The organism is Amycolatopsis sp. NPDC102389, assembly GCF_044765885.1.
GTDB lineage: Bacteria > Actinomycetota > Actinomycetes > Mycobacteriales > Pseudonocardiaceae > Amycolatopsis.
In genome coordinates, this window is sequence record NZ_JBIWKX010000027.1 from 1 (window position 1) to 25,049 (window position 25,049).

General features: G+C 69.1%; 20 protein-coding genes. 6 read left to right on the forward strand and 14 right to left on the reverse strand.

Going from position 1 to position 25,049, the window contains the following annotated elements; all coding sequences use genetic code 11:
* Positions 1–187: 187 nt before the first annotated feature.
* The 7 genes from ACIRGA_RS22425 to ACIRGA_RS22455 all read right to left on the reverse strand — a co-directional run bounded on the left by ACIRGA_RS22425 (position 188) and on the right by ACIRGA_RS22455 (position 9,028).
* Positions 188–1,585 (reverse strand): tryptophanase, encoded by a 1,398-nt coding sequence (locus ACIRGA_RS22425; RefSeq protein ID WP_400944028.1) that lies wholly within the window; start codon positions 1,583–1,585, stop codon positions 188–190.
* Complete coding sequence (locus ACIRGA_RS22430; RefSeq protein WP_400944031.1) at positions 1,578–2,750, reverse strand: cation:proton antiporter; 1,173 nt, start codon at positions 2,748–2,750, stop codon at positions 1,578–1,580. The genes ACIRGA_RS22425 and ACIRGA_RS22430 overlap by 8 nt, the downstream gene beginning before the upstream one ends.
* A complete protein-coding gene (locus ACIRGA_RS22435) occupies positions 2,743–4,107 on the reverse strand; it encodes a tryptophan 7-halogenase (protein WP_400944034.1) in 1,365 nt (454 codons plus the stop codon). The genes ACIRGA_RS22430 and ACIRGA_RS22435 overlap by 8 nt, the downstream gene beginning before the upstream one ends.
* The gene (locus ACIRGA_RS22440; protein WP_400944037.1) at positions 4,089–5,858 is read right to left on the reverse strand and encodes a non-ribosomal peptide synthetase; all 1,770 of its coding nucleotides are present in this window, start codon (positions 5,856–5,858) and stop codon (positions 4,089–4,091) included. Before ACIRGA_RS22440 ends, ACIRGA_RS22435 begins: the two co-directional genes overlap by 19 nt.
* Positions 5,851–6,606, reverse strand: a complete 756-nt coding sequence (locus tag ACIRGA_RS22445; protein ID WP_400944222.1) for a thioesterase II family protein — start codon at positions 6,604–6,606, stop codon at positions 5,851–5,853. The genes ACIRGA_RS22440 and ACIRGA_RS22445 overlap by 8 nt, the downstream gene beginning before the upstream one ends.
* A gap of 590 nt (positions 6,607–7,196) precedes the next feature.
* On the reverse strand, positions 7,197–8,258 hold the full coding sequence (locus tag ACIRGA_RS22450) for a family 43 glycosylhydrolase (protein ID WP_400944040.1): 1,062 nt from the start codon (positions 8,256–8,258) through the stop codon (positions 7,197–7,199).
* 350 nt (positions 8,259–8,608) lie between these two features.
* On the reverse strand, positions 8,609–9,028 hold the full coding sequence (locus ACIRGA_RS22455) for a DUF6086 family protein (protein ID WP_400944043.1): 420 nt from the start codon (positions 9,026–9,028) through the stop codon (positions 8,609–8,611).
* A 179-nt stretch (positions 9,029–9,207) separates the two neighbouring features.
* Here ACIRGA_RS22455 and ACIRGA_RS22460 point away from each other — a divergent pair, with 179 nt between their 5' ends.
* On the forward strand, positions 9,208–9,882 hold the full coding sequence (locus tag ACIRGA_RS22460; RefSeq protein WP_400944046.1) for a S1 family peptidase: 675 nt from the start codon (positions 9,208–9,210) through the stop codon (positions 9,880–9,882).
* 216 nt (positions 9,883–10,098) lie between these two features.
* Here the strand turns inward: ACIRGA_RS22460 and ACIRGA_RS22465 are convergent, their stop codons facing one another.
* The 5 genes from ACIRGA_RS22465 to ACIRGA_RS22485 form a co-directional block, all read right to left on the reverse strand.
* Positions 10,099–10,533, reverse strand: a complete 435-nt coding sequence (locus ACIRGA_RS22465; RefSeq protein WP_400944049.1) for a hypothetical protein — start codon at positions 10,531–10,533, stop codon at positions 10,099–10,101.
* Between the two features lie 304 nt (positions 10,534–10,837).
* On the reverse strand, positions 10,838–13,789 hold the full coding sequence (locus ACIRGA_RS22470; RefSeq protein WP_400944052.1) for a BTAD domain-containing putative transcriptional regulator: 2,952 nt from the start codon (positions 13,787–13,789) through the stop codon (positions 10,838–10,840).
* Positions 13,790–13,850: 61 nt separating this feature from the next.
* On the reverse strand, positions 13,851–14,861 hold the full coding sequence (locus ACIRGA_RS22475) for a hypothetical protein (RefSeq protein ID WP_400944055.1): 1,011 nt from the start codon (positions 14,859–14,861) through the stop codon (positions 13,851–13,853).
* Complete coding sequence (locus ACIRGA_RS22480) at positions 14,858–15,226, reverse strand: hypothetical protein (RefSeq protein ID WP_400944058.1); 369 nt, start codon at positions 15,224–15,226, stop codon at positions 14,858–14,860. Before ACIRGA_RS22480 ends, ACIRGA_RS22475 begins: the two co-directional genes overlap by 4 nt.
* A 115-nt stretch (positions 15,227–15,341) precedes the next feature.
* Positions 15,342–16,364, reverse strand: coding sequence for a zinc-dependent alcohol dehydrogenase family protein (locus ACIRGA_RS22485; RefSeq protein WP_400944061.1), 1,023 nt, complete (start codon positions 16,362–16,364; stop codon positions 15,342–15,344).
* A gap of 130 nt (positions 16,365–16,494) precedes the next feature.
* On the opposite strand from ACIRGA_RS22485, the gene ACIRGA_RS22490 reads away from it, so the two are divergent.
* A complete protein-coding gene (locus tag ACIRGA_RS22490) occupies positions 16,495–17,391 on the forward strand; it encodes a helix-turn-helix transcriptional regulator (RefSeq protein ID WP_400944064.1) in 897 nt (298 codons plus the stop codon).
* Between the two features lie 10 nt (positions 17,392–17,401).
* On the opposite strand, the gene ACIRGA_RS22495 is transcribed toward ACIRGA_RS22490, so the two are convergent.
* Positions 17,402–18,166, reverse strand: coding sequence for an SDR family NAD(P)-dependent oxidoreductase (locus ACIRGA_RS22495; RefSeq protein WP_400944067.1), 765 nt, complete (start codon positions 18,164–18,166; stop codon positions 17,402–17,404).
* Positions 18,167–18,509: 343 nt separating this feature from the next.
* Positions 18,510–19,118, reverse strand: coding sequence for a VC0807 family protein (locus ACIRGA_RS22500; RefSeq protein WP_400944070.1), 609 nt, complete (start codon positions 19,116–19,118; stop codon positions 18,510–18,512).
* A 222-nt stretch (positions 19,119–19,340) separates the two neighbouring features.
* On the opposite strand from ACIRGA_RS22500, the gene ACIRGA_RS22505 reads away from it, so the two are divergent.
* The 4 genes from ACIRGA_RS22505 to ACIRGA_RS22520 all read left to right on the forward strand — a co-directional run bounded on the left by ACIRGA_RS22505 (position 19,341) and on the right by ACIRGA_RS22520 (position 25,044).
* Complete coding sequence (locus ACIRGA_RS22505; protein ID WP_400944073.1) at positions 19,341–19,949, forward strand: DUF1453 domain-containing protein; 609 nt, start codon at positions 19,341–19,343, stop codon at positions 19,947–19,949.
* A complete protein-coding gene (locus ACIRGA_RS22510) occupies positions 19,946–21,100 on the forward strand; it encodes a sensor histidine kinase (RefSeq protein WP_400944075.1) in 1,155 nt (384 codons plus the stop codon). Before ACIRGA_RS22505 ends, ACIRGA_RS22510 begins: the two co-directional genes overlap by 4 nt.
* Positions 21,097–21,753: a response regulator gene (locus tag ACIRGA_RS22515; RefSeq protein WP_400944077.1), complete on the forward strand. Its 657-nt coding sequence runs from the start codon at positions 21,097–21,099 to the stop codon at positions 21,751–21,753. Before ACIRGA_RS22510 ends, ACIRGA_RS22515 begins: the two co-directional genes overlap by 4 nt.
* Positions 21,754–22,278: 525 nt before the next feature.
* Entirely contained in the window at positions 22,279–25,044 is a 2,766-nt protein-coding gene (locus ACIRGA_RS22520; protein WP_400944079.1) for a CHAT domain-containing protein, read from the forward strand.
* Positions 25,045–25,049 lie beyond the last annotated feature (5 nt).

Consider the following 25,049-nt stretch of genomic DNA (forward strand, 5'->3'; position numbering starts at 1 on the left):
GGCGGGGGGGCCGGGGCGTGGGGGGGGGGGGGGGGGGGGGTGGTCTACCCCCCCCCCCCCCCCCCCCCCCCACCACCCGCACCGACCACGCCGCGTTTGCCTTACCCCTCAATGGAACGCTCTATGCCACTCACGACCCTCTTGTGAAACCGTGCAGACTTCCCAAAAGAGTGCGCGGCACGCCCGGTCACACGGCGTGGATGCCGGTACCGCCGGCCGGGGCGAAGCGGGCTTGGAAGAACCGGAGGTGAGGCGGTTCGTGGATGAAGGCGAGTCCGTGGGTGATGTGGTGCCGGTCTTTGTGGACACGGATGACTGTGTCGGCGACGTGGTCGATGTGGCTTTGGGTGTAGACACGGCGCGGAATGGCGAGCCGGAGGAATTCCAAGGGCGGGTAACGGTTCTCGCCGGTGGCCGGGTCGCGTCCGGCCGAGACGGTGCCGCGTTCGACGCCGCGGACACCGCCTTCGAGGTAGACGGCGGCGGCGAGGGTCTGGCCGGGGAGTTCGGTGCGGGGGAGGTGGCCGAGGACGGCGGTGGCGTCGACGCAGACGCAGTGGCCGCCGAGGGGCCGGACGATCGGCACACCCGCGGTGTGGAGCCGGTGGCCGAGGTACTCGATCTGCGCGACGCGGGCGCGGATGTGGTCCTCGTCGACGGATTCGGTGATGCCCTGCGCGATGGCCTCCATGTCACGGCCCGCCATGCCGCCGTAGGTGTGGAGCCCTTCGTAGAGCAGGACGAGCCCGCGCGCCTGTTCGGCGAGATCGGGGTCGCGCAGGGCGATCCAGCCGCCGATGTTGGCGAGACAGTCCTTTTTGGCCGACATGACGGCACCGTCGGTGGGGGAGCAGAGGGCGAGCAGGATGTCCGCGATCGAGCGGTGCGCCCAGCCGGGTTCGCGTTGTTTGACGAACCAGGCGTTCTCGACGGCGCGGGCGGTGTCGAGGAAGACGGGGATGCCGTGGGCGTGGGCGAGGTCGCAGGCGGCGGTGAGGTTGGCGACGCTGATGGGCTGGCCGCCCGCCATGTTCACGGTCGCGGCGAGCGAGACGTAGGGGATGGCGACGCCGTGTTCGGCGATGACGGCTTGCAGCTTGACGAGATCGACGTTGCCTTTGAACGGATGTTCGGAGGTGGGGTCGTGCGCTTCGTCGATGATGACGTCGTGGAAGGTGGCGCCGTTGAGTTCCTGATGCGCGCGGGTGCTGGGGAAGTACATGTTGCCGGGGACATGGGCGCCCGGACGGATCAGACAGCGGGAAAGGATGTTCTCGCCGCCCCGGCCTTGGTGGACGGGAATGACGTGTTCGTAGCCGTAGTGGGTGCGGACGGCTTGTTCGAAGAGATAGAAGCTGCGAGCGCCGGCGTAGGCCTCGTCACCGCGCATGAGCGCCGACCATTGCCGATCGGACATGGCGTTGGTGCCGGAGTCGGTGAAGAGGTCGATGTAGACGTCTTCGGAGCGGAGCAGACAGGGATTCCAGCCTGCGGCCCGGAGTGCTCGTTCGCGATGTTCGCGGGTGGTGGTGCGGATCGGTTCGACCATCTTGATCCGCCACGGTTCGGCAGGGTGGTCAGGCATCTCGGGTCACCTTGTTCCGTTCGAGGTGGTTGAGGAGCGGGCCGGTCATGGCGGTCGTGACGAGGGCCATGGCGACCATCGCGGTGTAGAAGGCGCTGTCGATGACGCCGAGCCCGAGCCCGATGCTGAGGAAGACGAGTTCGGTGACGCCACGGGTGTTCATCAGCGTCGCGAACACCGCGGCCGGATGAGGTGCTTGTCCGGCGAGGCGGGCACCGAGGTACGCGCCGCCGCCCTTGGCGACGACGGCGACCGCGATGATCGCGACGGTTTCGGTGACCAGGGTGGTGTCGAGGTCACCGAGGTCGACCTTCCGTCCGATGAGGACGAAGTACAGCGGGACGAGCAGGGCCGCGAGGGGCGCGATCGCGGCGGCGGGGTCGTGCCGGGACGCGGGACGGCCGGCGGCGACGCCGATGAGGAACGCGCCGACAGCGGCGTGCAGGCCGATGGTGTCGGTCACCGCGGCCCCGGCGCAGGCGAGGACGACCATGGTCACGGCCGAGGCCGGGGCGGACAACCGATCCAGCGTCCGGCCGAACCACGGGCGGGCGAGGACGAGCAGGCCCAGCAGGAACGGGACCACTCCCAGTAGCGACCAGACCTCGGTTCCACTGTGGACGGACGCGGCGACGAAGGCGAGTGCCGCCCACGCCGTCGCGTCGGTGATCGCGGCGGCGGTGAGCGCACAGCGGCCGCGTGGGTCGTCCAGCATGCGGCGTTCGGCCAGGATCCTCGCCAGTACGGGAAAGGCGGTGACCGCCAAGGCCGCGGCGGCGAACAGGACGAACGGGACGACGCCGGCGGGGGCATGGCGCGCGGCGAGCCACACTGCCAGCAGCGCGCCGAGGACGACCGGGACGACGGTCGCGCCGAGCGCCGGGACGAACGCCGCCGTGACCCGCGCCGCGGTGATCGACGGCGCGAGCCGGGCACCGACCCCGAACAGGAACAGGATCAGGCCGAGTTGCGCCAGGGCGTCCAGCGTCGTTTCGACGCTGCCAGGCAGGCCTGGACCCGCTTGCAGAGCGATGCCGACGACGAGCCCGCAAGTGATCTCGCCGAGGACGGCGGGTTGCCGGAGCCGGGTGAACACCCAGCCGAAGCAGCGGGCCAGTGGCAGCAGCACGGCGAGCGCGGCGAGCAGGAGGGCGAGGTCAGGCATCGGGCACCCGCCATCGCCTGCCGTCCGCGGTGGGGACGAGCCCGCCGGGGAACATCGGCGGCTCGTCGCCCGCGGCTTCGCCGAGCAGGCCGCGTAACTGCAGCTGCACACCCTCGGCGAGCACGTCGCCGAACAGCGCGCGGGAGAAGTCCTTTGAGGACACGCCGCCGACGAGATCGGCGAAGGCCTCGTCGGCACTCCCGTGATGATCGGTGAGCCGTCGCGCGTGCGCGAAGTAGTCTTCCTCGTCGGTCTCCAGCTTGTAGAAGGTGACGAGGAAATCCCGGAACAGCCCGAATTCCCGGCGGTAGCGGGCTTCGAATTCGGCGAAACACCGCTTCTCGTCGGCGAAACCGGCCAAGACGCTGTTGATCGAGCGTGCGGCCAGCAATGCGCTGTAGGTGGCCAGGTGTACTCCAGACGAGAACACCGGGTCGATGAAGCACGCGGCGTCCCCGACGAGCACCATCCCCGGGGCCCACAGGGCCGTCCGGTCGTACGAATAGTCCTTCCGCACGCGGAGCCGGTCATAGGGTGGTTCGGTCGCGCGGCGCGCGTCCCGGAGGAACTCCTTGATGAGCGGGCAATCCTCGATCAGCGCCGGGTAGGCCACGTCCGGATCGCCCTGGACGCGGTCCGCGGACTCGTGTTTCACGACGGCGCCGACGCTGGTCAACGTGTCCGACAGCGGGATGTACCAGAACCAGCCGTCGGGGAACGAGACACACAGGATGTTCCCGGCGTCGGGCGCGGGCATCCGGTGGCCGCCTTCGAAATAGCCGAACAGCGCCAGGTTGCGGAAATGCGGCGAATACTCGCGGGTTCCGCCGACGTCGTGGTGGAGCCTGCTGCCGTTCCCCGAGGCGTCGACCACGAACCTGGCCGTCGCTCGCCGTTCGTGCCCGGCGTCGTCGAGATAGCGGACGCCGCCGATCCGTTCGCCGGTCCGGATCGTGCCGAGCGCCCGATGTTCCTGCCGGACCTCGGCGCCGAGCCGGCGGGCGCCGTCGAGCAGGAGCATGTCGAACCGGGAGCGCTCGACCTGATAGGCGTACGACGTGGGCCCGGCCATGCGGTCGGACGCCGCGAAGGAGAACGTCCACGGTTCGGCACCGGTGCCCCATTTGAAGGTGCCGCCCCGTTTGCGGACGAATCCGGCCCGCTCGATCTCGTCGCGCACGCCGAGCATCGCGCAGATGCCGTGGATCGTGGCGGGCAGCAGGGATTCCCCGATCTGGTAGCGCGGGAAGCGGTCCTTGTCCAGCAGCAGTACCCGGTGACCTTCCGCGGCGGTGAGCCCGGCGACGGTGGCGCCGCCCGGCCCGCCGCCCACGACGATCACGTCGTAGTCGTCCATGACGGCGTCGCTCCTTTCGTAGTGGTGGGCACGAGTTCGGCGAGCCGGGCGACCGTGCGCCGGAGCAGGACGTCCCGCAGCGAACACGGCACGCCCAACGTCCGCAGCCGGACGGCGAGCGCCGCGGCGGACAGACTGTGCCCGCCGAGATCGAAGAAGTCGCTGTCCGCGTCAACCGCCGGAATCTCCAGCTGGACACGGAACGCGGACGCGACGAGTTCCTGCGGGGAGGTCAGCACCACCGTCCGCCGTACCGTGACGGGCGGGGCGAGGGCGGCCCGGTCGATCTTCCCGGTCGGCCCGAGGGGCATGGCGTCGAGCGGGATTACGGCGGAGGGCAGCAGATAGGCCGGTAGCAGCGCCCGCAGTCGTTCCCTCAACCGCGCCGCGGTTCCCGTGTCGAGCACGACGTAGGCGACCAGCCGCGGCTCGGCACCTTCGACCCGGACCGCGGCCTGCCGGACGCCGGGAGACGCGAGCAGCGCTTGCTCCACCTCACCCGGCTCGACGCGATGGCCCCGGATCTTGACCTGATCGTCCAGCCTGCCCAGCCATTCCAGGTGGCCGTCGGCCATGAGGCGGCACCGGTCGCCGGTCCGGTATCCGCGTTCTCCCGTGGTGACGAACCGATCCGCGGTCAGCCCCGGCCGGCCGAGATAACCCAGCGCGAGACAGGATCCACTGATCAGGAGCTCGCCGGGCTCCCCGATCGGCACCGGCCGCAGGTCCTCGTCGACGACCTGGGCGGTGGTGTTGCCGATGGGCCGCCCGATCGACGGCGTCGCGCGTTCGCCGAGGCCGCAGGACGTGGTGAACACCGTGCACTCGGTCGGGCCGTAGAGGTTCACCGCGGTGACCTCCGCGGCGCCACGCAGATGTGACCAGAGGTCCTGCCCGATGGCCTCCCCGCCCATCAGCAGCAACCGCGGACGAGCCGGTCCGTCGAGCAACCCGGCGTCCAGGAGCGCCGACATCTGCGCGGGCACCGCTTCCACGACGGACAACCGGTGCTCCCGCACGAAGTCCACATAGGAGCCGGGATCCGCGCGGACGGAATCGGGAACCAGATGCAGTTCGTGCCCGCCCGCGAGCCACGACAACGGGTTCCACGACGCGTCGAAGACCAGCGGCAGACCGTGCGCCACCCGCTGCGGTCCGTGACCCGCGGGGAAGAACCGTCCGGCGAGCTCGCCGTACAGGTTGACCAGGCTCCGGTGTCCTACCAGCACCCCTTTGGGCTGCCCCGTCGAGCCGGAGGTGTAGATGAGGTACGCCGGGCCCTTGGCGGTCCTCGGCAGCCGAGGCCCGTCGCGGCCCGCGAGTTCTTTCCGCCAGTCCTCAACGGACAGGAGCACGTCCGCCCGTGCCGCGAGGCTCGCGACGTCGGTCAGCACCACGGCGGGACAGGCGTCGGTGAGGATCGCATCGACGCGGGCGGCGGGCTGAGCCGGGTCGATCGGCAGATGGGCCGCGCCCGCCTTCGCCGTCGCGAGCACGCCCAGCACCGCTCGCACCGATCTCGTCATCGCGCAAGCCACCACCGTTCCCGGCACCGCACCCGCGTCACCCAGGACCTGCGCGAGCCGATCACCCCAGCGGTCGAGTTCGCGAAATGTCCAGGCGACCTCGTCGGCGACGAGGCAGACGCGGTCGGGGGTCCGCCTTGCCCGGTACTCGAACAGGTCGCACCAGGTGACGTGGGGAAGCCGTCGTCGCGTGCCGTGCACAAGGGAGGGTGCCGGGTCACTCATCTCCCGGCTCCATGTCGAACAGGACGCGACGGATCAGATGCCAGAAGCCGGCCTCCCTGCCCGGCGCGAGTACGCCGAGGTGAGCCCCTGGTACGACACAATCGATGAACCATCCGGACGTCCACGCGCGCCACGCCCGGAGCGAATCGGCGCCGGCCGCGAAGGCCGGGTCGGCCTCGCCCCGGATCGCGATGATCGGACAGGACAGCGTTTCCGGCGCGGGGCCGGAGTAGGCGGTGGTCAACCTCAGATCGGCGAGGAACAGTTCCAGTGCGTACGCCCGGAGTTCGGGGGAGTGGTGGTGGCCGATCCCGTCGAGGAACCCGCCCTCGGTGGAGTCCGCGTACTTCCCGGGGATCCGGCGCTGCGGCGCACATACGCCGACGACCACCAACGCCGCCGGTGCCGTACGTCCGCGGGTCTGGAGACGCAGGGCCACCTCGAGCGCGACGAACGCGCCCATACTGAACCCGATCAGCGCGATTCGCGAGAACCCTTCGTCTTCGAAGCGGCCGAGGGACTCAAGCGCGATCTCTTCGGCAAGCTCCTCGAGTGACTCGGCGGGAGGCTGCGCGAGACGATCGCCATGTCCGGGATACTCCACGGCCCAGACCTCGGCCCCGGACGAGGCGTGAGCGAGGCCGCGCAGGCCGAGAACCGTTCCTCCCGCGGGAGGGAAACACAGATACCCGCGCTCGGACCGGATCTCTCTGTCTATTGTGGACAGTCGTTTGACGGCAGCGTTCATCGCCACGTTCTCCAGGATCGTTCCGTCGACGGATCGACCTCGACCGTCGAAGACGAAGCCGGCAGGCGGTGTCGATATCGGACGATGGGTACCGTTCGCCTTGCCCGGCAAGCGAAATTTTCACGATGTCGCGCTGTCCCGGTGAAACGTCCGGGCCTTGCGCCGATGACGCGCCTTGGCGAGAGCCGATCTCGCCTTGCTCGCACCTTTGGGTGATTCCGCGACCGCGCCGACCGCGGGAAAGACACGAGACTTCTTTCCTGCCCTCTTCCGATACGTGATCACCGTCAGAGTCGTTGATCCGAAAGATACGACGCCGTTAGACCGAACGGGGTAACGGTTTGATGGCGGGTTCAAAGTGCCTGCAAGCGGCGGTGCGGTCGCTCGTCCGCTCCCTCACGCGGGCTACCTCAGCACGGCGAGCGCGGCTCGTCGCGGGCCGACGAGCCGGATCCGGCGGGTCGTCCTTGAATGACCGAAGCCCTGCCCCTCCGAGGAGGAGCAGGGCTTCAGACCTGCGAAAACAGATGGTGGGCGACCGGCCCCGGGCAGGTGATCAACGTCGCCTGGCCCCTGCCCGGGAACGGTTCTTAGCTGAGGTAGAAGCCGCCGTCGTTACGGAGGACCACCGCCACGATCGGGAACCGGCGGGTGCCGTTCCACCAGTGGTAAACCGCGTGGTACTGGCCGTTGGCAGCCTGGAAGAAGTCCATCCCGCCCGGGCCGGGGTGGTTGCCGGGCAGGCCGCGGTAGGGGTTGAGGCCCCCGGTGCCGGTGTATCCGAAGTAGGGCCGCTCGGCCCCGTTCTGTCGTGGTGTGCAGCGCGTCGACGGGATCGGGCCGGTGCCACACCGGGCGATGCCGGTCGAATACCGTGCGCTGTCCCAGTTGTTGCCGGAGTAGGCCAGGTACCAGTAACCGTCGGCGGACTTGAACATCGACGGGTTCTCGATCACGTGGGTGCCGCCGCTCATCCGGGTGGTCTCCCAGCCGATGTCGGTGCTCTTCAACGCGTCCCGGCGGGTAGCCCACTCCGCCATGCCGTTGGACTGGGTGCGCACGACCGAGATGCCGGTCTCCGGGTACGAGGTGATCGCGTCGTCCCGGTAGGCGACGTACATCTCGCTGCCCGAGACGAACGGGTTCGCGTCGATGGCCCAGCGGCCGTCGCCCGGGCACGCCCACTCGACGGGGTTGGTGAACGGTCCCCGTGCACTGCCCGAGACGGCGCGGCCGATGCATTTCTGGCCGGTGCCCCGCTTGGTCGCGGTGTAGTACATGAAGTAGGTGTCGCCGAAGCGGACGACACCGGGCGCCCAGATATTGCCCTCGGCCCAGCTGCCCGGCCCGTTGGGCAGTGCGTCGGCCGACGCGCAGGTGCCGACGCCGACGGTGTTGCCGGAGCCGTGCACGAGCACCGGCACGAACAGTTTGCCGGTCACGCCGCACCGGGCGCCGACACCCTCGCCGACCGTGGTGCCGTAAGTGACGTACGTGCCGTCCTTCGCCTGGACGGTGTCCGGGTCGGCGAGCGGGAACGTCGACTCGGCGGCCGCGGTCGAGACGCCGTCGGCCGCGCCGGCCGGGTTCGCCGCCACGGCGCCGGCCGCGGAGGTCGTCGCGAGCACGCCCGCCACGAGTAATCTGGTCATCCACTTGCGCATGTTGAATCCCTTACTGGGCAAGGAGAGTGGTGTCTGTCAGGAGGAGCACCCGGCCATCCACGGTCGAGGCGGTGAGCCCGGCCGCTGCGATGCCGAGCACGAGTCGCCTGGGTTGTTCCCCCGGTTAGTTGTGGACGGACAAGTGCGCCGGTTGCAAACTATGTGTCCTCAGTGGCCGACGCGACGGAAAGCGCCGAAACTGCCGGTCGATACGCCCGTACGGCCTATCCGGCGATGCCGTTCGACCCGCCGCGGCGTCCAATGCGCGGTGTTCACGCCGGTGCGGGCTATGAGTCATTCTCTCTTGCCTGCAAGGACTTCGGGCTTACGTCACCTGGTCAGTACGGCATCGCCCGCGAATGATCCGCGCATAGCTCCGCGAGCCTCTCGGGGCGGGCACGGGCGCCGATACCGTCATGGCCGAGGGAGATGTCTCGAACATCAGGGCCGGGCTCCGCGTCCAGCGCCGGGACACTGCCCCTGCCCCGCTCGACCATGACGAGGGCCGTGGCGACGAACCCCTCCATCAGCGACCGCAGGATCGGATGAGTCGACTGCCGATACCGCTGGACCAAGGCGTTCACGAAGACCTCGAAGACCTTCATGTCGATCTCGCACTCGTCGGAGACCATCGCACCGATCCCCGTCGGCAGGTCGACAACCGGGGCCAGCGCCTCCGCCGAACGCAGGAACAGCTGGGAAACCCCGTTCGACGGGTTCCACAAGACACGGTCCCCGACCTGAAAATACTGGCTCATCAAGTCCCCCCCCGCCCCGGCCGGACCACCCCGGCGACCACACGATCATAGGCAACCGGGTCCCCTTCGTGGGCGATGGCTTCCGATCACTCGTCAGGCTGACTCCGATTGTGCCGCCGCCCGCGTGGCACTGGACTGGTCGCACGTATCCAGTCTCTTGTGGATGGAAGGACATCACCATGTTCGGCTACTCACGCCGTAAGCAAGCCGGGGTGCTGATCGCCGCGGTCGCGGCCACGTTGTTGGCCTGTCCAGTCGTGTCCGCGGCGCCGTCCGCGGTCGGTGCGGCGAAGCAGTCGACAGTGAACAGCGGTGATGCGATGTACACCGTCTCGCCGGGACCGGGCCGTGAACCGTACTATTGCTCAGCCGGTTTCGCGATCCTCGTCAAGAGCGTCCGGTACATCCTCACGGCCGGGCACTGCACCGAACACGGGCTCGACTGGCAAGGCATCGGCCCCAACGTGGACACGCACTTCCCAGTGACCGATTACGGCCGCATCCGGGACCTCTCCGGCTCCGGGCACAGCCGGGTCAACCTCTACGACGGCAGCACCCAGCGGATCCTGCGCGCGGGCACTCCACAGGTGGGGCAGCGGGTGTGCAAGAGCGGCATGACCACGAAGAAGACGTGCGGGAAGGTGCTCGGCCTCAACCAGACCGTGAACTACGGCAACGGCAAGCAGGTCGTCGGGACGATCGCCACCGACATCCCCATCGGGAGCGGCGATAGCGGCGGCCCGTTGTTCTACGCCGGCGTCGGCTACGGAGTCCTGTCCGGCGGGAACAGCCAAGTCAGCTTCTTCCAGCCACTGCGGCCCGTCCTCGCCGCCTATGGCGCGACCCTCGCCTGAGGGGGACGCACCCAAGTAGCCGGGGAGCCCGGCGGAGGATGGCTTCGGCGCCGGCGAGCGCTGAAGCCATCCTCCGTGCGCGTGAAGAGCGCGTAGTCCCGGCGCGACGTGCCGCAGCGGCCGAACTTGCCGCTCGGCCGGTTGCTCAGGAGATCGTGGTTCGCCCGGGAAGGCCATGGGAGTGGAAAATCTTGTATTCCCGTGGCGGTGTGTCGGTCAGCAGCTCGAGGCCGTGACAGGTGCACCGTAGATCGGGTTCGGTGCTCCTACGACCCAGACGTAGGGCCTGATCGGCTTGTTGTCGAGCCAGGAGTCCCAGACCGGTCCGAACCAGCCCCCGCCCGCGGCGATAGTCCGCGTCTCGTTCCAGGGGAATCGAACTCCCGCACTGTTCTCCCAGCCCATCTTGATCGTGACCGGGCTACCTCCGAATTTGGCGTAGCCGACGCCGATCTTGCCAGGGCGGCCCTGGGTGCCGGTGATGTCGCCGGTGATCTCTCCGTTGCCGATGTTGTGCCGCGATTGGGCGTAGCCGCACTGTTCGGGCGTCGCGGTGACCGGGCCCGCGATGGCCGTGGTCGTGATACCGGCCATGGAGGCGACGGCGACCGTGGCCGAAATGAGAAGTCGTCTGGTCAGTGTCGTGCGCATGATCATTTCTCCCCTTGTGTTGGTGTGGATCCGAGTTCGTGCCAGGAACGGACATACCGGGTGACCATGGGACCTGAGCGCTTGTCGTACCACGCGGTGACAATGCTCCCGCCTGCGAACTGGAGTGCTGAACCGGACCCGTCGTGGCAGAGCCCACCATTCGACGTTAGCTCCGCGACGAGTTGTCCGGTATTCACCTGCGAGGGCGGACAACATCAGCGGACAACTTCCGGACAACGTCGATACGTGCGCGCCATAGCTCCCACCCGGGTGACTAGCCTTTGCCGGCCCCGGCTTGGAGCCGTCACAACCGGGTCGCCAGAAGGTGCCGGGACCGTTCCCAGGCGTCGTCGGCTTTCGTGGGTTCACCCATCACCTGGTAGGAGTCGCCCAGCTCGCGGAAGAGTTCGGGTACGAGACCCACGCTGGCAGGCCGGTCCCGGCGCACGGTCGCCACGAGCACCGCCAGAGCACGCTCGAATTCGGCGCTGGGAAAGACGAAACGGACCAGCGAGCCGACCGCCATCGAGCCGGTCGGCTCGGGACCGCGGTCCTTCGCCAGCCGCAGAGCTTCGTCGAGGAGGGACTGGGCGCGCGCATCGCCCTGGCGGGTGTAGCCGCAAGCGAGGTAGACGAGCGTCATGGCCTGGGTCGCCCGGTGGCCGAGCGCGCGGAACAACGCCAGCGCCCGTTCGAACGCGGCGACCGCGGCGCCGGTCTTGTCCTGGGTGCTGAGCACGGAACCTTCGAGCAGCCAGGCGAACGCCTCGCTCGGCTCGTCCCCGAGCCGCCGGGCCAGCCCCCTTGCCCGGTGCAGGCACGGCGCGACCTCGTCGAGCCGTCCGGCGTCCCGGTGGATGAGCGCCATCAGGATCAACGCGCTCACGGTGCTCACCCATGCTTCGCCGCCCGCGGTCGCGACCACCTTTTCCAAGCACTCCAACGCTTCGTCCGATCGCTCGGCGAGCCGGAGCGCGGCGCCGCACAGCCGCAGCGCGTCCGCCTGACCCCGGCGTTCGCCGAGTCCGGCGAACAGCCGGTACGCCGCGTCCGCGTGCTCATGCGCCGCCCGGTGGTCCACCGGCAAGACATGCAGGGCGAGGCCTCGCAGTGTGACCGCTTCGCCCAGCCGATCGCCCGCGGCTGTGCTCGCCCGCAGCGCGGACCGGTTCGTCTCGGCCCATTCGTCGCGCAGGTTCCGGATCGCGAGGTAGCCGGCGGAGATCTGGGCGGCTTCCCACGCGGGCGCCGGGCAGGCCGCCTCGGCGGCGTCCTGCACCAGCACGAGCAGGGAGGTGCGTTCCGCGTCGAACCACGCGATCGGATCGGCGAGCAGTTCCTGGGTACAGCCTTCGGTCAGCCCGGGTCGGGGCGCGGTCCCGGCGATCGGGTCCAGCACGGGGTGCGGGAGGCGCCGGTTCGCGTCGTCCGCCAGCGCGAGCCAGCAGCCGACCGCCCGGCGGAGGGATTGGGCACGGATCGCCGCATCGTCCTCCTCGAACGCGCATTCCCTGGCGAACAACCGGGTCAGGTCGTGGAACCGGTATCGCGCCCGTCCCGTCGTGTCCACATGGGACACTTCGATCAGGTGGACGTCGACGAGCGCTTCGAGTAGTTCCTCGGACTCCGCGGCGGACACGCCGAGCATCGCGGCGCCCGCCCACGCGGCGAAGTCGGGCACTCCGAGCAGCGCGAAGGTCCGGAACGCGTGACGCAGCCGCGGGGCCAGCCCCTGGTAGCTCAGCCGCAGGCTGGCCCGCACGGCCAGGTCGCCTGCCACGAGCTCGTCCAGGCGCCGTCGTTCGTCGGAGAGACGGCGGACGAGCTGCGAAACGCTCAGGCGCGGCCGGGCGACGAGCCTGGCCGCGGCCACCCGGACGGCCAGTGGCAGGTGGCCGCACAGCCCGGCCAGTTCCGCGGCCGCTTCCGGCTCGTCGCCGATCCTGGTGGTCCCGGCTACTTTGGCGAGCAGTTCGACGGCTTGCCCGCGGGTGAGCACGTCCAGCCGGACGTGGCGGGTGCCCTCCAGCCCGAGCAAGGAGGTCCTGCTGGTCACCAGCACGACCGCCGAGCGAGTGCCCGGCAGCAGGGGCCGCACTTGGGCTTCGCTCGCCGCGTCGTCCAGCAAAATGACGAGGCGGCGGCCCGCGAGCAGACTGCGGAACAGTGCCGAGCGTTCCTCCAGCCGGTCCGGCAGGAGCCCGCTCGGCACGCCGAGCGCGGAGAGCAGCCCGACAAGCGCCTTCGACGGTTCCAGCGGACCGGGCCGGGCGCCGCCGAGGTTGACATAGAGCTGACCGTCCGGGAACTCGGCCGCCAGTTCGTGCGCCACCCGGAGTGCCAGCGCGGTCTTGCCCACGCCGCCCTGCCCCGCCAGCGCGGAGATCGACCCGGCGCGCGCGTGACCGAGCAGCCGGGCGACCTCCGTGTCCCGTCCGGTGAACTCCGCGACGGCCAGCGGCAGCTGTGCGGGCTTCACCGCGCGCAGGGTGACGCGGGCGGCTTCGGCGGCGGGCGGATCCAGTGCCGGATCGGCGCGCAGGATGTCCTGGTGCAGCTTCCGGAGCTCGCGGGAAGGCTCTAGCCCACTGTGCCGCCCCAGATCCGCCCGCAGGCGCCGGTAGGCCGACAGGGCGTCGTCGGGACGGCCGTCGCGGTAGAGCGCGAGCATCAGTTGCGCGGCGAGCCGCTGCTGGTGAGGATGTTGCCGGGCCAGCGCCGTCAGCTCGGGCAGCGCCTTGGCGTGTCCACCGAGGCGCAGGGTCACCTCGGCGTGGTCGAGCCGGGCGCTGAGCCATTCCTGTTCGAGCGACGGCACGAGCCGGTGGCGGATCAGATCCGAGTCGACGTCGGCCAGCGGGGCGCCCCGCCACAGCCGCAGCGCGTCGGCGAGGACCGCCTCCGCCCGGACGTCCTGCCCCGCGCCGAGCACGCCCGCCGTCGCCACCGCGCTCCGGAACCGGTGCAGGTCCACGGCTCCGGGTTCGACGTCGAGCAGATAGCCCTGGCCGCGCCGGGTGATGGCCGCCCCGCCCGCGAGCACCCGGCGGAGCTTCGAGACCGTGACCTGGATCGAATTGGCCTGCCCGCGCGGCGGCCGATCGCCCCACAGCGCCTCGGCGACCCGGGCGGTCGGCACGACCCGGCCCGCTTCGAGGGCGAGCAAGCCGAGCACGCATCGCAGCCGAGCCGCGCCGAGAGGGACCTGATGGCCGTCCTTGGTGACTTCCACCGGGCCCAGCACACCGAGTTCCATAACGGTGTCGACTGTGCCCGGCTTCGATTAGTTCCTCTTGCGGGGAAACACTTTGCAGTCGCTACCCCGCCAGGCCGGACAGCCGGCGGGAGACCGTGCTGCCCGGATCCATGGGCGCGATGCCGTCGGCGACGCCCTTGGGGTGCTGTGCTTCCTGCAGGTTCTGGATCAGCGCGGCGGGTGTTTCGTCCGTCCGGAAGGTCACCGGGTCGAAGTTCCCGCCAGGGATCAGGTCCAGCGGCTCGGGCATTTCGTCCCCTCTGGCCAATTCGGTGAGTTGCCGCAGCTTCGCCGCGACTTCGCCGTTCGCGTGCTCCATGCCGAGTCGCATCTTGGTGACCTTCTCCATCAGCGACTCGGAGAGTTCGAGCGGCGAGCCACCGGCCAGCTGCACCGGATCGGCGGCCAGTTCCGCGATCCCCGCGCTCAGCATCCCTCCCGCGGCACCTGCCGCCCCGGTGGCGCCTGCCGCGATGAGGGTGAGCCCCCCGCTCGGCGGGGCCAGGGTCAGTGCGAGCAGACCCGTGACGGCCCCACCCAGGCCCCCCGACAGGACCTTCAGGCCCAAATTCGCTTTCGTGTGCTGGGATGCCGCGAACTGCTTGGTGGACTCCTCGAAGGTTTCGGCCAGCTTCTTCAGGTCTTCCCTGGCCGCGACGGCGATGTCGTGCGCGGCCACCGCGCCGGCTTCGAGCTGGCTGAGATTGCTGACCCTGATCCCGATCGCCTCCTTGGCTCGCTCGATGCGCTCCTTGGCGGCGGTCGCACCGATGCCGGACCAGTTCACGAGCTGGTCGGTCGCCAGCTTGAAAGCGGAGGGGTAATCGTGGCCGAGCCGGTACCACGTCCGGTGCAGGGTTTCGATGAGCTCTTCGAGCTGCCTGACGTCGGTGTCCGACACATCGCGGAACAGCGACGTCACCTCCTCGCGGGCATCGGGGTGGACGTGAATCGCGGACAAGTGGTCCAGGAGCTCGAGATGCTCGACGATCGACCCGAGAGCGTCGTGCAGGTCCGGGTCGATCTCGTTGGGGTCGAACGGAGGATCGAGCAGATCATCGAAGAAACTCATCGGCTCAGCCCCTGATCGGCCACGCGGTACATCTCGGCCACCTTCCCCAACGCGTCGGCGAGGTCGGCCGTATGGTCTCCCAGCGTTCTGAGCTGGCCTTCCAGCTCCATCCGATAGGTGTCATAGGCGCGGGCGATGTCCGCGAAGCCGAGCTCGCGGCCGAACGCGTTGTCCGGCGCTTCGAGCTTGGGCACGGCGTAGTGCCCCTTTCCGTCCGCTCGGGGGATGACGCTCGCTGGCGCCGGGAGATCCGGTATGTCGGCCTTTCCCGCCCCGAACGAGGCGCTCAGGATGACCTCGCCACCCTTCCCTAGATTGATGGCCGCTTGATGCAGTTCGGTCAGTTCCACTTCGAAATCGGGCACGGTCTGCTTCCCCCTCGGCTGGTCGGTCGCCCGCAGATTAGGAAGGAGTCCTTACCGGCCGCTGATCCGCGGCTGACCGGCCGCCGGTTGCGGTCTCGCGGGCGCCGAGACGAGGTCAGAGGGTGAGCAACGCCTTGGTGGCGCGGCGTTCGTCCATCGCCCGGTATCCCTCGGCGGCGTCGTCGAGCGGGAGGGTGAGGTCGAAGACCACGCCGGGGTCGATCTGGTCGGTCATGATGAGGTCGACCAGTTCGGGCAGGAACCGGCGCACCGGGGCGGGCCCGCCGAGCAGGTGCACGGTGGCGAAGAACAGGTCGAGGCCGTCCAGTTCGACCCCGTGCGAGACGCCGACGTAGCCGACGTGCCCGCCGGGGCGGGTGGAGTGGATGGCCTGCAGCATGGATTCCTGCGTGCCCACGGCCTCGACGGTGGAGTGCGCGCCGTAGCCTCCGGTGAGTTCCTTGATCTTCGCGACGCCTTCGTCGCCGCGTTCGGTGACGATGTCGGTCGCGCCGAACCCGCGCGCCAGGGCTTGGCGGTCGGCGTGGCGGGACATGGCGATGATCCGGTCGGCGCCGAGGCGTTTCGCGGCGAGGATCGCCAGGAGCCCGACCGCGCCATCGCCGACCACCGCCACGGTCTTGCCGGGGCCCGCCTCGGCGGCGACCGCGGCGAACCAGCCCGTGCCGAGCACGTCGGAGGCGGCGAGAAGGCTCCGTTCCTGGGCGGGGGTCGGGGTGCCGGGCACTTTTACGAGGGTGCCGTCGGCGAGGGGGATCCGGGCGTATTCGGCTTGGGTGCCGATCGAGCCCATCATCACCTGGTGGACGCAGCGGGACTGGAACCCGGCCTGGCAGATCTCGCATGTGTTGTCGGAGGCGACGAACGACCCGACGACGAAATCGCCCACCGCGATGTCGCGCACGTCGTCACCGATCTCCTCGACGACGCCGACGTACTCGTGGCCCATCGGCGTGGGCCCGTTCAGGTCCTCGATGCCGCGGTAGGGCCACAGGTCTGAGCCGCAGACGCAGGCGGCGGTGACGCGGATGATCGCGTCGGTCGGCTCGGCGATCGACGGCTTCCGGATGTTCTCGACCCGGACATCTCCGGGGGCGTGCATGACGACGGCGCGCACGGGTACTCCTCACATCGACGTTCTTCCGTCCTAACACGACACCACGCTTCACGCGCGCGGAGCAGCCACGCTCGATAGTGGTACCGCGAGGGACTCCTTCAGGTGCGGGACGCTGACTTACCGTGGGGAGATGGACAATCGTGCGGAGGTTCGCGAATTCCTGACGTCGCGGCGCGCCCAGGTCACGCCTGAGGAGGCCGGGCTGCCGGCCGGGACGAACCGCCGGGTCAAAGGTTTGCGCCGCAGCGAGGTCGCGACCCTGGCCGGGGTGAGTGTCGAGTACTACACACGGCTGGAGCGCGGGGCGATCCGCGGAGCGTCCCCGGAAGTCCTGGCGAGTCTGGCCACGGCACTTCGGCTGGACGACGCGGAGCGGGCGCATTTGTTCGATCTCGCGCAGGCGGCCAGCCCGGTCGCGCGGCCGCCGAAGCGGCGGAATCCGAAGTCGTGGGTGCCGCATCAGAGCCTGCAGTGGGCGTTGGACGCGGTCAGTGCCGGCCCGGCGTTCGTCCGGAATGGGCGGATGGACCTGCTCGCGGTCAACGTCCTGGCACGCGCGTTCTACAAGGACGTCTACGACATGCCCGGGCAGCCGCCGAACATCGCCCGGTTCACCTTTCTCGACGACCGCGCCCACGACTTCTATCCGGACTGGGAAGCGTTCGCCGAGGTGACCGTGTCGATTCTGCGCGCGGAGGCGGGCCGCGACCCGCACAATAAGGACCTGCACGACCTGATCGGCGAACTCAGTACCCGCAGCGACGAGTTCCGCCGCCGGTGGGGTGCGCACAACGTCCGCCATCACGGCACCGGCTTCAAAACCTTCCATCACCCGATCGTGGGGGAGCTGACGCTCGCGTTCGAAGGCTTGGAGATGGCGGCCGAACCGGGGCTGACGCTCACGATCTACACCGCCGAGCCCGGATCGCCGTCCGCGGAACGGCTGCGGCTGCTCGCCTCCTGGGCGGCAGGCGAATACGGAGACGCCGTCACGTCCGCCTCCGAGAGGACACGGACGGACGGCTGACGGACCGGACTCACTGTGCGGTGAAGCCGCCGTCGACGGGCAGCGCGACACCGGTGACGTAGCTGGAGGCGGGTCCGCACAGCCACAGGACCGAGGCGGCGATCTCCTCCGGTTCGCCCAGCCGTCCCATCGGAGTTCCCGCGAGCGTGGCGTCCAGATCCAGTTCGCCCGCGGCGCTCATGCGGTCGACCATCGGTGTGGCGATGGTGCCGGGGCACACGGCGTTGACCCGCACACCGAGGCGCGCGTACTGGAGCGCGACGCTCTTCGTCATCCCGAGCACACCGTGTTTGGTGGCGTGATAGGCGGCGCGGCCGGCGCCGCCGACGAGACCGCCGAGTGACGAGCAGTTCACGATCGAGCCGGAACCCTGGGATCGCATCTGCGCCAGCTCGTGCTTCATCGACGCCCACACGCCGCGCAGATTCACCGCCGTGACCGTGTCGAACGCTTCCGCGGGCTCGTCGGCCGCGTCCGCCGGTGGCGGCATGATCCCGGCGTTGTTGAACGCCATGTCGAGACGGCCGAAGGCCTCGACGGTCCGCGTGACGGCGTCGGCCACCTGGTCTTCGTCGGAGACATCGCAGCGCAGCGCGAGCGCCTGACCGCCCTGGTCGGCAAGCTCGGCGGCGAGGGCGTCGACGGCGCTGTGATTCAGGTCGACCAGCGCGACAGCCGCGCCGGCCTCGGCGAACGCGCGCGCGGTCGCCGCGCCCATACCGGCGCTCGCTCCGGTCACGAACGCGACCTGCCCGGTGAAATCGTAGGTCAGCATGGAAAGTCAGCCTTTCGGTCAGTTCTGGGCTTCGACGGTCACGTCCCGGCCGCGGCGGCGGACAGCGACCCACCACTAGTCAATCCCCGTTCCCTGCCGGCAGGGAGTCCCGGTCGTGAGGGGTACCGGCAGGGCCTCCCAGGACCGCCGCCGATGCGAATTGCTGGAATTTCAAAGGTTTCAACGTTCTGGTTGATGGCATCACGTTCACTTATTCTGTCGCGATGAGGGGGAATTCTGGACGGACCGAGGGGGATCGAAAGCGCCTGCCAAGACGAGGAGTCCCTCATGGACCGCGCACCTGCCCCGCCGCCGGTCCTCCTTCGATCTGGGCAACCGCGCCTCAGGCGCGCTCGGCCCGCCGCTTCGTCAGCAAGGTCCACCCGATGAGCCCGGCGAAGGCGACGATCAGCAGCACCTGAGACCAGGAAGCCGCCGTGTCGAACGGCAGGGTGTACACGCCCACGATGCGGAGCACAGAGTCGGCGATCAGCCCGACGCCCCACACCAGCGTGACCTGGTACCAGCGGCGGCGCCGGGGCGCATTGTGCGCCGTGGCCTCGAATTCGCGCTGTTGATCGCCGCCGGCCGACTGCGCGAAGCGTCGTGCCGCGTAGTACACGAGAGGACGGCGCAGGGCACAGCTGCCGACCAGGGCCACGCCTGCACAGAAGGTGGTCACCGATTCCTTCGCCAGCAACAGACGCGGGTCTCCGGTGAGGAAGCTCAACCCGAGGCCCAGGCCGAAGAGCAGCACGAGGAACGCCGAAAACAGGTCGACCCGGCGTTGCGCCACCGCGACCCAGACGGTCCGTAGTCCCGCGACGACCGTGCCGGCCAGCAGCGACACGTAGGCGCTCGCGCCGAGCAGGTTGGCCGCGTAGTAGGCGACGACGGGCAGGCCGACGTCCAGGAACATCGTGAAGATCATCTTGCGGGCGAATGTTGTCATGCCGTACTCCCCGATTTTGGCTTGGCTACTGGGATTCGTGGGAAACGCTACGGCCGCCGCCGCGCGCCGTCTTGCCCCTCCGGCGGTATCCCGGGTGGAGAAAACCAGGCTCCGGGTGGAGGGATTTCTCCACCCGCGGATACCCCGCGCACCGCACGACTCCGGGGCCGTTCCGCCGTAGTTTTCCCGGCATCGGAACGAAGTCGAAAGGCAGGAAAAACCATGAGCGGACCCGTGGAAATCGTCCTGATCGTGGCGGCGGTCGCCTACCTGATGGTGCGGCGGATGATCGGCGAACCCGCGCAGGCCAAGCAGATGCTCATCCTGCCCACGGTGCTGTCGGTCGTCGGCCTCACCACGCTGTCCGGCGAGGTGAAGACCCCGGCTTCGATGGCCTTCCTCGTCGGTACCGCGGCGATCAGCGTCGTCCTCGGCATCCTCCGCGGGGCGAGCGTGCGGATCTCCCGGCGCGACGGCAACACCTTCGTCCGCTACACCGCGGTCACCGTCGGGCTGTGGGTGGCGAACATCGTGGTCAAGATCGGGGTGAACGTCGCGCTCGACGCCTTCGATCCGAAGGACTCCGGCGGTGTCGCCAACAGCCTGCTGCTCACCCTCGGCGTCGGTATCCTCGCCGAAGGGCTGGTCGTGCTCTACCGCGCGCTGCGCGCCGGACACCAGGTGATGTGGACCCAGGGCGGCGACGGCGAACCCGGCCAGACCTCGCCGCTGCTGGACAACATCCAGCGCAACCTCGGCGGCCGCCCGGCGGAGTGGAAGACTCAGTCCGATCGCGACAGCCGCCCGGCGAGGAGGAACCTGGTCCCATGAGCACACCGGACCAGTGGACGCCGGCCCGTCTCGGGCGGTACCGGGGCGAGCTGATCCAGCCCGCCCTCGTCCTCACCTCCATCGCCTGCACCGCTGTTCAGTGGCCGGACGCGCAGATCGCGTACCGGCCATTGGCCTTGCCGCTGTTCGTGCTCACCTCGATCGCCGCGCTCGCCTCCCTGCTGCCCTGGTCCCGGCTGGCCGGGAACCGGCAGATCGCCGTGATGAGCGCGTACATGCTGTTCAGCGCGCTGCTCATGCCGCTGGCGCACGGAACGTTCGCGGCGATGTTCCCGTTCGTCGCCGCGTCCGCCTCGGGGATCAAGCTGGCGTCCCGCCGGGCCGCGGTGACGATCGCGGTGTCCGGAGCAGTCGTCTCGACCGCCGCGACCTGGGTGGTCACGCAGTTGTCGCCGGACTTCCTGGAGTGGCAGGTGTGGGTGACGCTGACGGTGGCCCTGCCGGTCGCGTTCGGCATCTCGCACCGCGACCGCCTCGACGCCGTCCGCAACGCGCACCTCGCCGCCGAATCGGCCCAACGCGCCCGCGAGTCCGAGGCCCGCGAGGCCGCGCTCATGGAGCGGGGCCGGATCGCGCGCGAGATTCACGACGTGCTCGGTCATTCGCTGTCGGGGATCGCGTTGCAATTGGACATGGCCGACGCATTGCGCGACAGCGGTCGCGACGACGAGGCAGCCGCCGCCGTCCGCAAGGCGCGCGCCATCGCGGTCGACTCGATCGGCGAGACTCGGCGTGCGGTGCACGCGCTGCGCGAGGACACCCTGCCGTTGCCCGAGACGGTGCGCCGGCTCGCCGAGCACGCGTCCGCTGGCTTCGTGCTCGAAGGCGAGGCCGGAGCGGTCGGCCCGGAGACCACGCACACCATGGTCAGAGCTGCGCAGGAGGCGATGACCAATGCGACCAAGTACGCGCCGGGCGCGACGTGCGACCTCCGGCTGGTCTTCACCGCCGATCAGGTCAGGCTGACCGTGCACAACGGGCCCGCGACCGAGCCCCGCCGCGCCGAGCTGGCAGGCGGTTCCGGGGTCGGGCTCGTCGGCATGCGCGAACGGGCCGCCCTGCTCGGCGGCACCCTGCGAGCAGGACCGGCCGACGGCGGCTGGACCGTGGAACTGGAGCTGCCTCGATGACGGACCGCCCGATCACCCTCGTTGTCGCCGACGACCAGGCGACTGTCCGCGAAGCGCTCGCGGTCATGCTCGACCTCGCCGAGGACGTCGACGTCGTGGCGACCGCGACCAACGGCGCCGAAGCAGTCGAGGCCGCGCAGCGGCACCGTCCGGACGTGGTGCTCATGGACCTCAACATGCCGGTGCTGGACGGGGCCGGCGCGACCGTGCGCATCCGGGAAACCCAGCCGGACACCACGGTTCTCGTGCTCACCACGTTCGACGACGACGAATCGATCCTGGCCGCGTTGCAAGCGGGCGCGAGTGGCTACCTGACCAAAGAGGCCGATCGCACCACCATCCTGCACGCCGTGCGCACCGCGGCGCAGGGCCAGACCGTGCTCTCGCCCGAGGTCCAGCGGCGGCTGCTCGCGCTCGCCGCCAAACCGGCGCCACCCGCCGAACCGGATCTCGGGCTGACCGCGCGCGAACGGGAAATCCTCGGCCTCATCGGCGACGGCCTGCGCAATCCGGAAATCGCGGCCAAACTGGTCATCAGTGAAGCCACCGTGAAAACGCACATCAACAACCTGTTCGCCAAAGCCGGTTTCCACTCGCGCGCCGACGCCGTCCGCTACGCGCTCAGCTATCAGAACGGTCAACGCAAGCAATAACCGAAGCAGGGAACGGGTTCTTCCCGATTTCCGCGATGACGCATCGGTGCCGCATCCTCGACTCCGCGACCGGACAGCATGGTTCGCGAGGCACGCCATCCGAGGTGCCGCCAAGGCGCGAAGACATATTCGCATACTTCGATTCACTGGTACGGATTCCCTTTCCCGGAGAGCGGCGAAGGCGCTGTCGCGACGCCGAACACCACGCCGCCTGTGTCGAGAGCATGGAGCTCGGCAGGGATGTGGCGGGCGGGCGGCCCGGACGCCGTGAGTTCGGCCGGACCGACAGGAGCCGGTGACAACGATCGCGGCTCGACGGGCCCCGCCCTGGGTGGGGACGGCGGCGGTGCGGAGCCTTCCTCGTCCGCGGGTTCGAGGTGCCGGGCCAGCCTGTTCGTCGGACTCGAAGCAACGGATCGCGTGACGGGTGCCCGGCCACGCGATCGGGGTCTTCCCTTGAGTGCGAGCGATGCGGGAGGCTCGTGACGGAGGGCTGGGCTCCAGTACTGCGGAGTGGGGGAGGAAATGCGCCGAGCGTTTCGAACGGGCTACGTCAACGCCCGAACGGCTGCCGAGTACCAGAAATTCGAGAACACCGGCCGTCTGGAAGACTTGCGAAAGATGATCGCCCATGGCGAGGAAATGGTGGGTGCTTTTCCGCAGGACGACGAAGATATCAGTGTCGCACGGCATAATCTCGCCATCGCCTATTTGACGCTTTTCGAGCATGCCGGTGATTCCGCCGCCCTGGATATCGCGATCCAGTACGAGGAGTCGGCCATTTCCCAGACGCCCGTCACCTACGGTGGCCGTGGAGGCATGCTGACGAACCTGAGCGGCGCCTACCTGAGGCGGTTCGAATTCGGGAGCCTGGACGCCGATCTGGCGGCGGCCGTGGGATGGGGTGAGCAGGCCGTCGCGGCCGCACGGGAGCTCAAACCAGGCCGCGCCCGGTCCCGGCAGTTCCTGGCCATGACGCTGTCGAATCTCACTCTCGCCTACTTCGCGCGATTCGAGCGATATGGCACGGTCGCCGATGTGCGGACCGCGATCGAGTGCGCTGAGCAGGCTCTTGAGATCCACCCCGCCAAAAGCCCTGCCGATCTCTCGGAAATCCTGACCAATCTTTGCAGCGGTCAACTGCGCCTTTACCTGCTCTACGGCACATCGTCCGATCTTCAACGGGCCATCGAATGGGGTGAACAGGCGAAATGGACGACGCCATCGAAGCACCCCGAACTCGGCGGTACCTTGTCCAATCTTTCCCTCGCCTATCTCTGGCGATACGACCGCCACGGTGATCCGGAGGACCTCGAGGTCTCGATCGAACACGGTGAGCGGGCAGCGAGAGTGTTCCCCGCCGAGATGCCGGCCCGGGGTGCCGCGTTGTCGAATCTCGGTACCGCCTACCTGAGCCGCTTCGGACGAACCGGAAACCCGAGCGATCTGGACACCAGTATCGACTGGGGGAGGCAAGCAGTCGCCGTCACCGCCTCGGACGACCGTGACCTGGGTAATCGGCTGACGACCGTCGCCATTGCCTGCCAGCGACGCTTCGAACGGAATCACGAGCACGCCGACCTGCGCGTTGCTGTCGAGTCGGCAGAACGAGCCTTGGCCGCGACCCCGATCGAGAGCCCCGAGAGCGCCCGACGGCTGGGAATCCTGGCCGGCGCCTATCTGGCCGGCATGCGGGCAGGCTTCGAGCCGCCGGATCGGTCGGAAGTCGTACTGCTCTCCGAGAGGTTCTCCAAGGCCGTCGATTCGCCACCGACACACCGTGCGTATGGCGCCTATTCCTTGGGTTTGCTGCTCGGTGAGCTCGATATACGGCAGCCGGCGAGAAGAATGCTGCGCGAGGCGATACAGGCATTGCCCGCCGTCGCGCTTCGTGAGCTGACCTGGGGTGATCAGGAATATCTCCTGGGCCGTTTCTCCGGCCTTGTCGCCGAGTGCGTCTCGGCGGAGCTCGACGACGGGGATGTGGTCGGAGCGGTCGAATATGCCGAACTCGGTCGCACCGTTCTCTTGTCGGCTCAACTGGACACCCGCACCGACCTCACCGACCTCGAGGACGTGTCGCGCTCGCTCGCGTCCCGGTTCCGCGAACTCGGCGCTGAGCTCGGCCACCTCGCACCGGCGGCTCGCCGCTCGGACGTCGCCTCCGTCGGTCCGCGGCGGCGCGCGCTGAGCGCCGAATGGGACGAGATCGTCCGGCGGATCCGCCAGGTGGACGGATTCGAACATTTCCTGGCGCGCGCCCCGTTGACCGATCTTCGGCAAGCGGTGAACGACGGCACGGCGGTGCTCGTCAACGCAGGAAACCTTCGCGGCGACGCCGTGCTGGTGCGGGCAGGCACCACCGAATCGGTCCGGCTGAGCGAGCTGAAACTTTCCGATGTGAACCACTACGCGGAGTCGCTCGCGGAGGCGACCGGGCAAAGGACCCGAAGTACCGATTCGGACCCACGGCTGCTGACCGAAATTTTGGAGTGGCTCTGGGTATCCGTGACCGAACCGGTCTTGGACGCGCTTGGCGAAGGCGCGGCTCACCGGGTGTGGTGGATGCCGACGGGGCGCCTCGGTCTTTTGCCTCTGCACGCCGCCGGGCTACCTGGAGGGCCCTCGGTCATGGATCATGTCGTCTCCTCGTACACCCCGACCCTTCGTGCCCTCCTGCACAGCCGGCGTCAGCAACCGGCTGACGTGCGAAGGCAGCTGAGTGTCGCTCTCGAACGCACGCCGGGCCAACGTGAGCTCCCCGGTGCCGTCGCGGAGGCTTCACACTTGTCCGGCGGTGATTTCGAGTCACGATCGCTGGTGGACGGCGCCGCGACGACAGACACAGTGCTCTCCGCCCTTCGAACGACCACGTGGGCACATTTCGCCTGCCATGCGTTCAACGACCCGGCCACGCCCTCACAGAGCGGATTGGCCCTGCACGACGGGCTCCTCCGCGTCTCCGCCATCGGTGCCCTGCGACTCGAAAAGGCCGAACTCGCTTACCTCTCGGCCTGTTCCACGGCGAGAACGGGCTGGGACCACACCGACGAGGCGATCCACCTCGCGTCGGTGTTCCAGCTCGCCGGGTATCGTCACGTGGTGGGCGTTCTCTGGCCTTTCGAGGACGGTTTGGCTCAGGTCGCCGCTCGCCTCTTCTACGATCAGCTGGCGGATACGCCTCAGGCGGACCACGCTCCTTTCGCGCTGCACCAAGTCTGTCGAACCCTTCGCTCGGAGTTCCCGGGCCGGCCCGATCTCTGGGCCGGTCTGGTGCACAGCGGTCCGTGACATCG

What these genes read in the sequence shown, in the direction of transcription:
- ACIRGA_RS22425 (WP_400944028.1), bottom strand. Translation starts at nt 1,585, where the DNA reads ATGCCTGACCACCCTGCCGAACCGTGGCGGATCAAGATGGTCGAACCG.
- ACIRGA_RS22430 (WP_400944031.1), bottom strand. Translation starts at nt 2,750, where the DNA reads ATGCCTGACCTCGCCCTCCTGCTCGCCGCGCTCGCCGTGCTGCTGCCA.
- ACIRGA_RS22435 (WP_400944034.1), bottom strand. Translation starts at nt 4,107, where the DNA reads ATGGACGACTACGACGTGATCGTCGTGGGCGGCGGGCCGGGCGGCGCC.
- ACIRGA_RS22440 (WP_400944037.1), bottom strand. Translation starts at nt 5,858, where the DNA reads ATGAGTGACCCGGCACCCTCCCTTGTGCACGGCACGCGACGACGGCTT.
- ACIRGA_RS22445 (WP_400944222.1), bottom strand. Translation starts at nt 6,606, where the DNA reads ATGAACGCTGCCGTCAAACGACTGTCCACAATAGACAGAGAGATCCGG.
- ACIRGA_RS22450 (WP_400944040.1), bottom strand. Translation starts at nt 8,258, where the DNA reads ATGACCAGATTACTCGTGGCGGGCGTGCTCGCGACGACCTCCGCGGCC.
- ACIRGA_RS22455 (WP_400944043.1), bottom strand. Translation starts at nt 9,028, where the DNA reads ATGAGCCAGTATTTTCAGGTCGGGGACCGTGTCTTGTGGAACCCGTCG.
- ACIRGA_RS22460 (WP_400944046.1), top strand. Translation starts at nt 9,208, where the DNA reads ATGTTCGGCTACTCACGCCGTAAGCAAGCCGGGGTGCTGATCGCCGCG.
- ACIRGA_RS22465 (WP_400944049.1), bottom strand. Translation starts at nt 10,533, where the DNA reads ATGCGCACGACACTGACCAGACGACTTCTCATTTCGGCCACGGTCGCC.
- ACIRGA_RS22470 (WP_400944052.1), bottom strand. Translation starts at nt 13,789, where the DNA reads ATGGAACTCGGTGTGCTGGGCCCGGTGGAAGTCACCAAGGACGGCCAT.
- ACIRGA_RS22475 (WP_400944055.1), bottom strand. Translation starts at nt 14,861, where the DNA reads ATGAGTTTCTTCGATGATCTGCTCGATCCTCCGTTCGACCCCAACGAG.
- ACIRGA_RS22490 (WP_400944064.1), top strand. Translation starts at nt 16,495, where the DNA reads ATGGACAATCGTGCGGAGGTTCGCGAATTCCTGACGTCGCGGCGCGCC.
- ACIRGA_RS22495 (WP_400944067.1), bottom strand. Translation starts at nt 18,166, where the DNA reads ATGCTGACCTACGATTTCACCGGGCAGGTCGCGTTCGTGACCGGAGCG.
- ACIRGA_RS22500 (WP_400944070.1), bottom strand. Translation starts at nt 19,118, where the DNA reads ATGACAACATTCGCCCGCAAGATGATCTTCACGATGTTCCTGGACGTC.
- ACIRGA_RS22505 (WP_400944073.1), top strand. Translation starts at nt 19,341, where the DNA reads ATGAGCGGACCCGTGGAAATCGTCCTGATCGTGGCGGCGGTCGCCTAC.
- ACIRGA_RS22510 (WP_400944075.1), top strand. Translation starts at nt 19,946, where the DNA reads ATGAGCACACCGGACCAGTGGACGCCGGCCCGTCTCGGGCGGTACCGG.
- ACIRGA_RS22515 (WP_400944077.1), top strand. Translation starts at nt 21,097, where the DNA reads ATGACGGACCGCCCGATCACCCTCGTTGTCGCCGACGACCAGGCGACT.
- ACIRGA_RS22520 (WP_400944079.1), top strand. Translation starts at nt 22,279, where the DNA reads ATGCGCCGAGCGTTTCGAACGGGCTACGTCAACGCCCGAACGGCTGCC.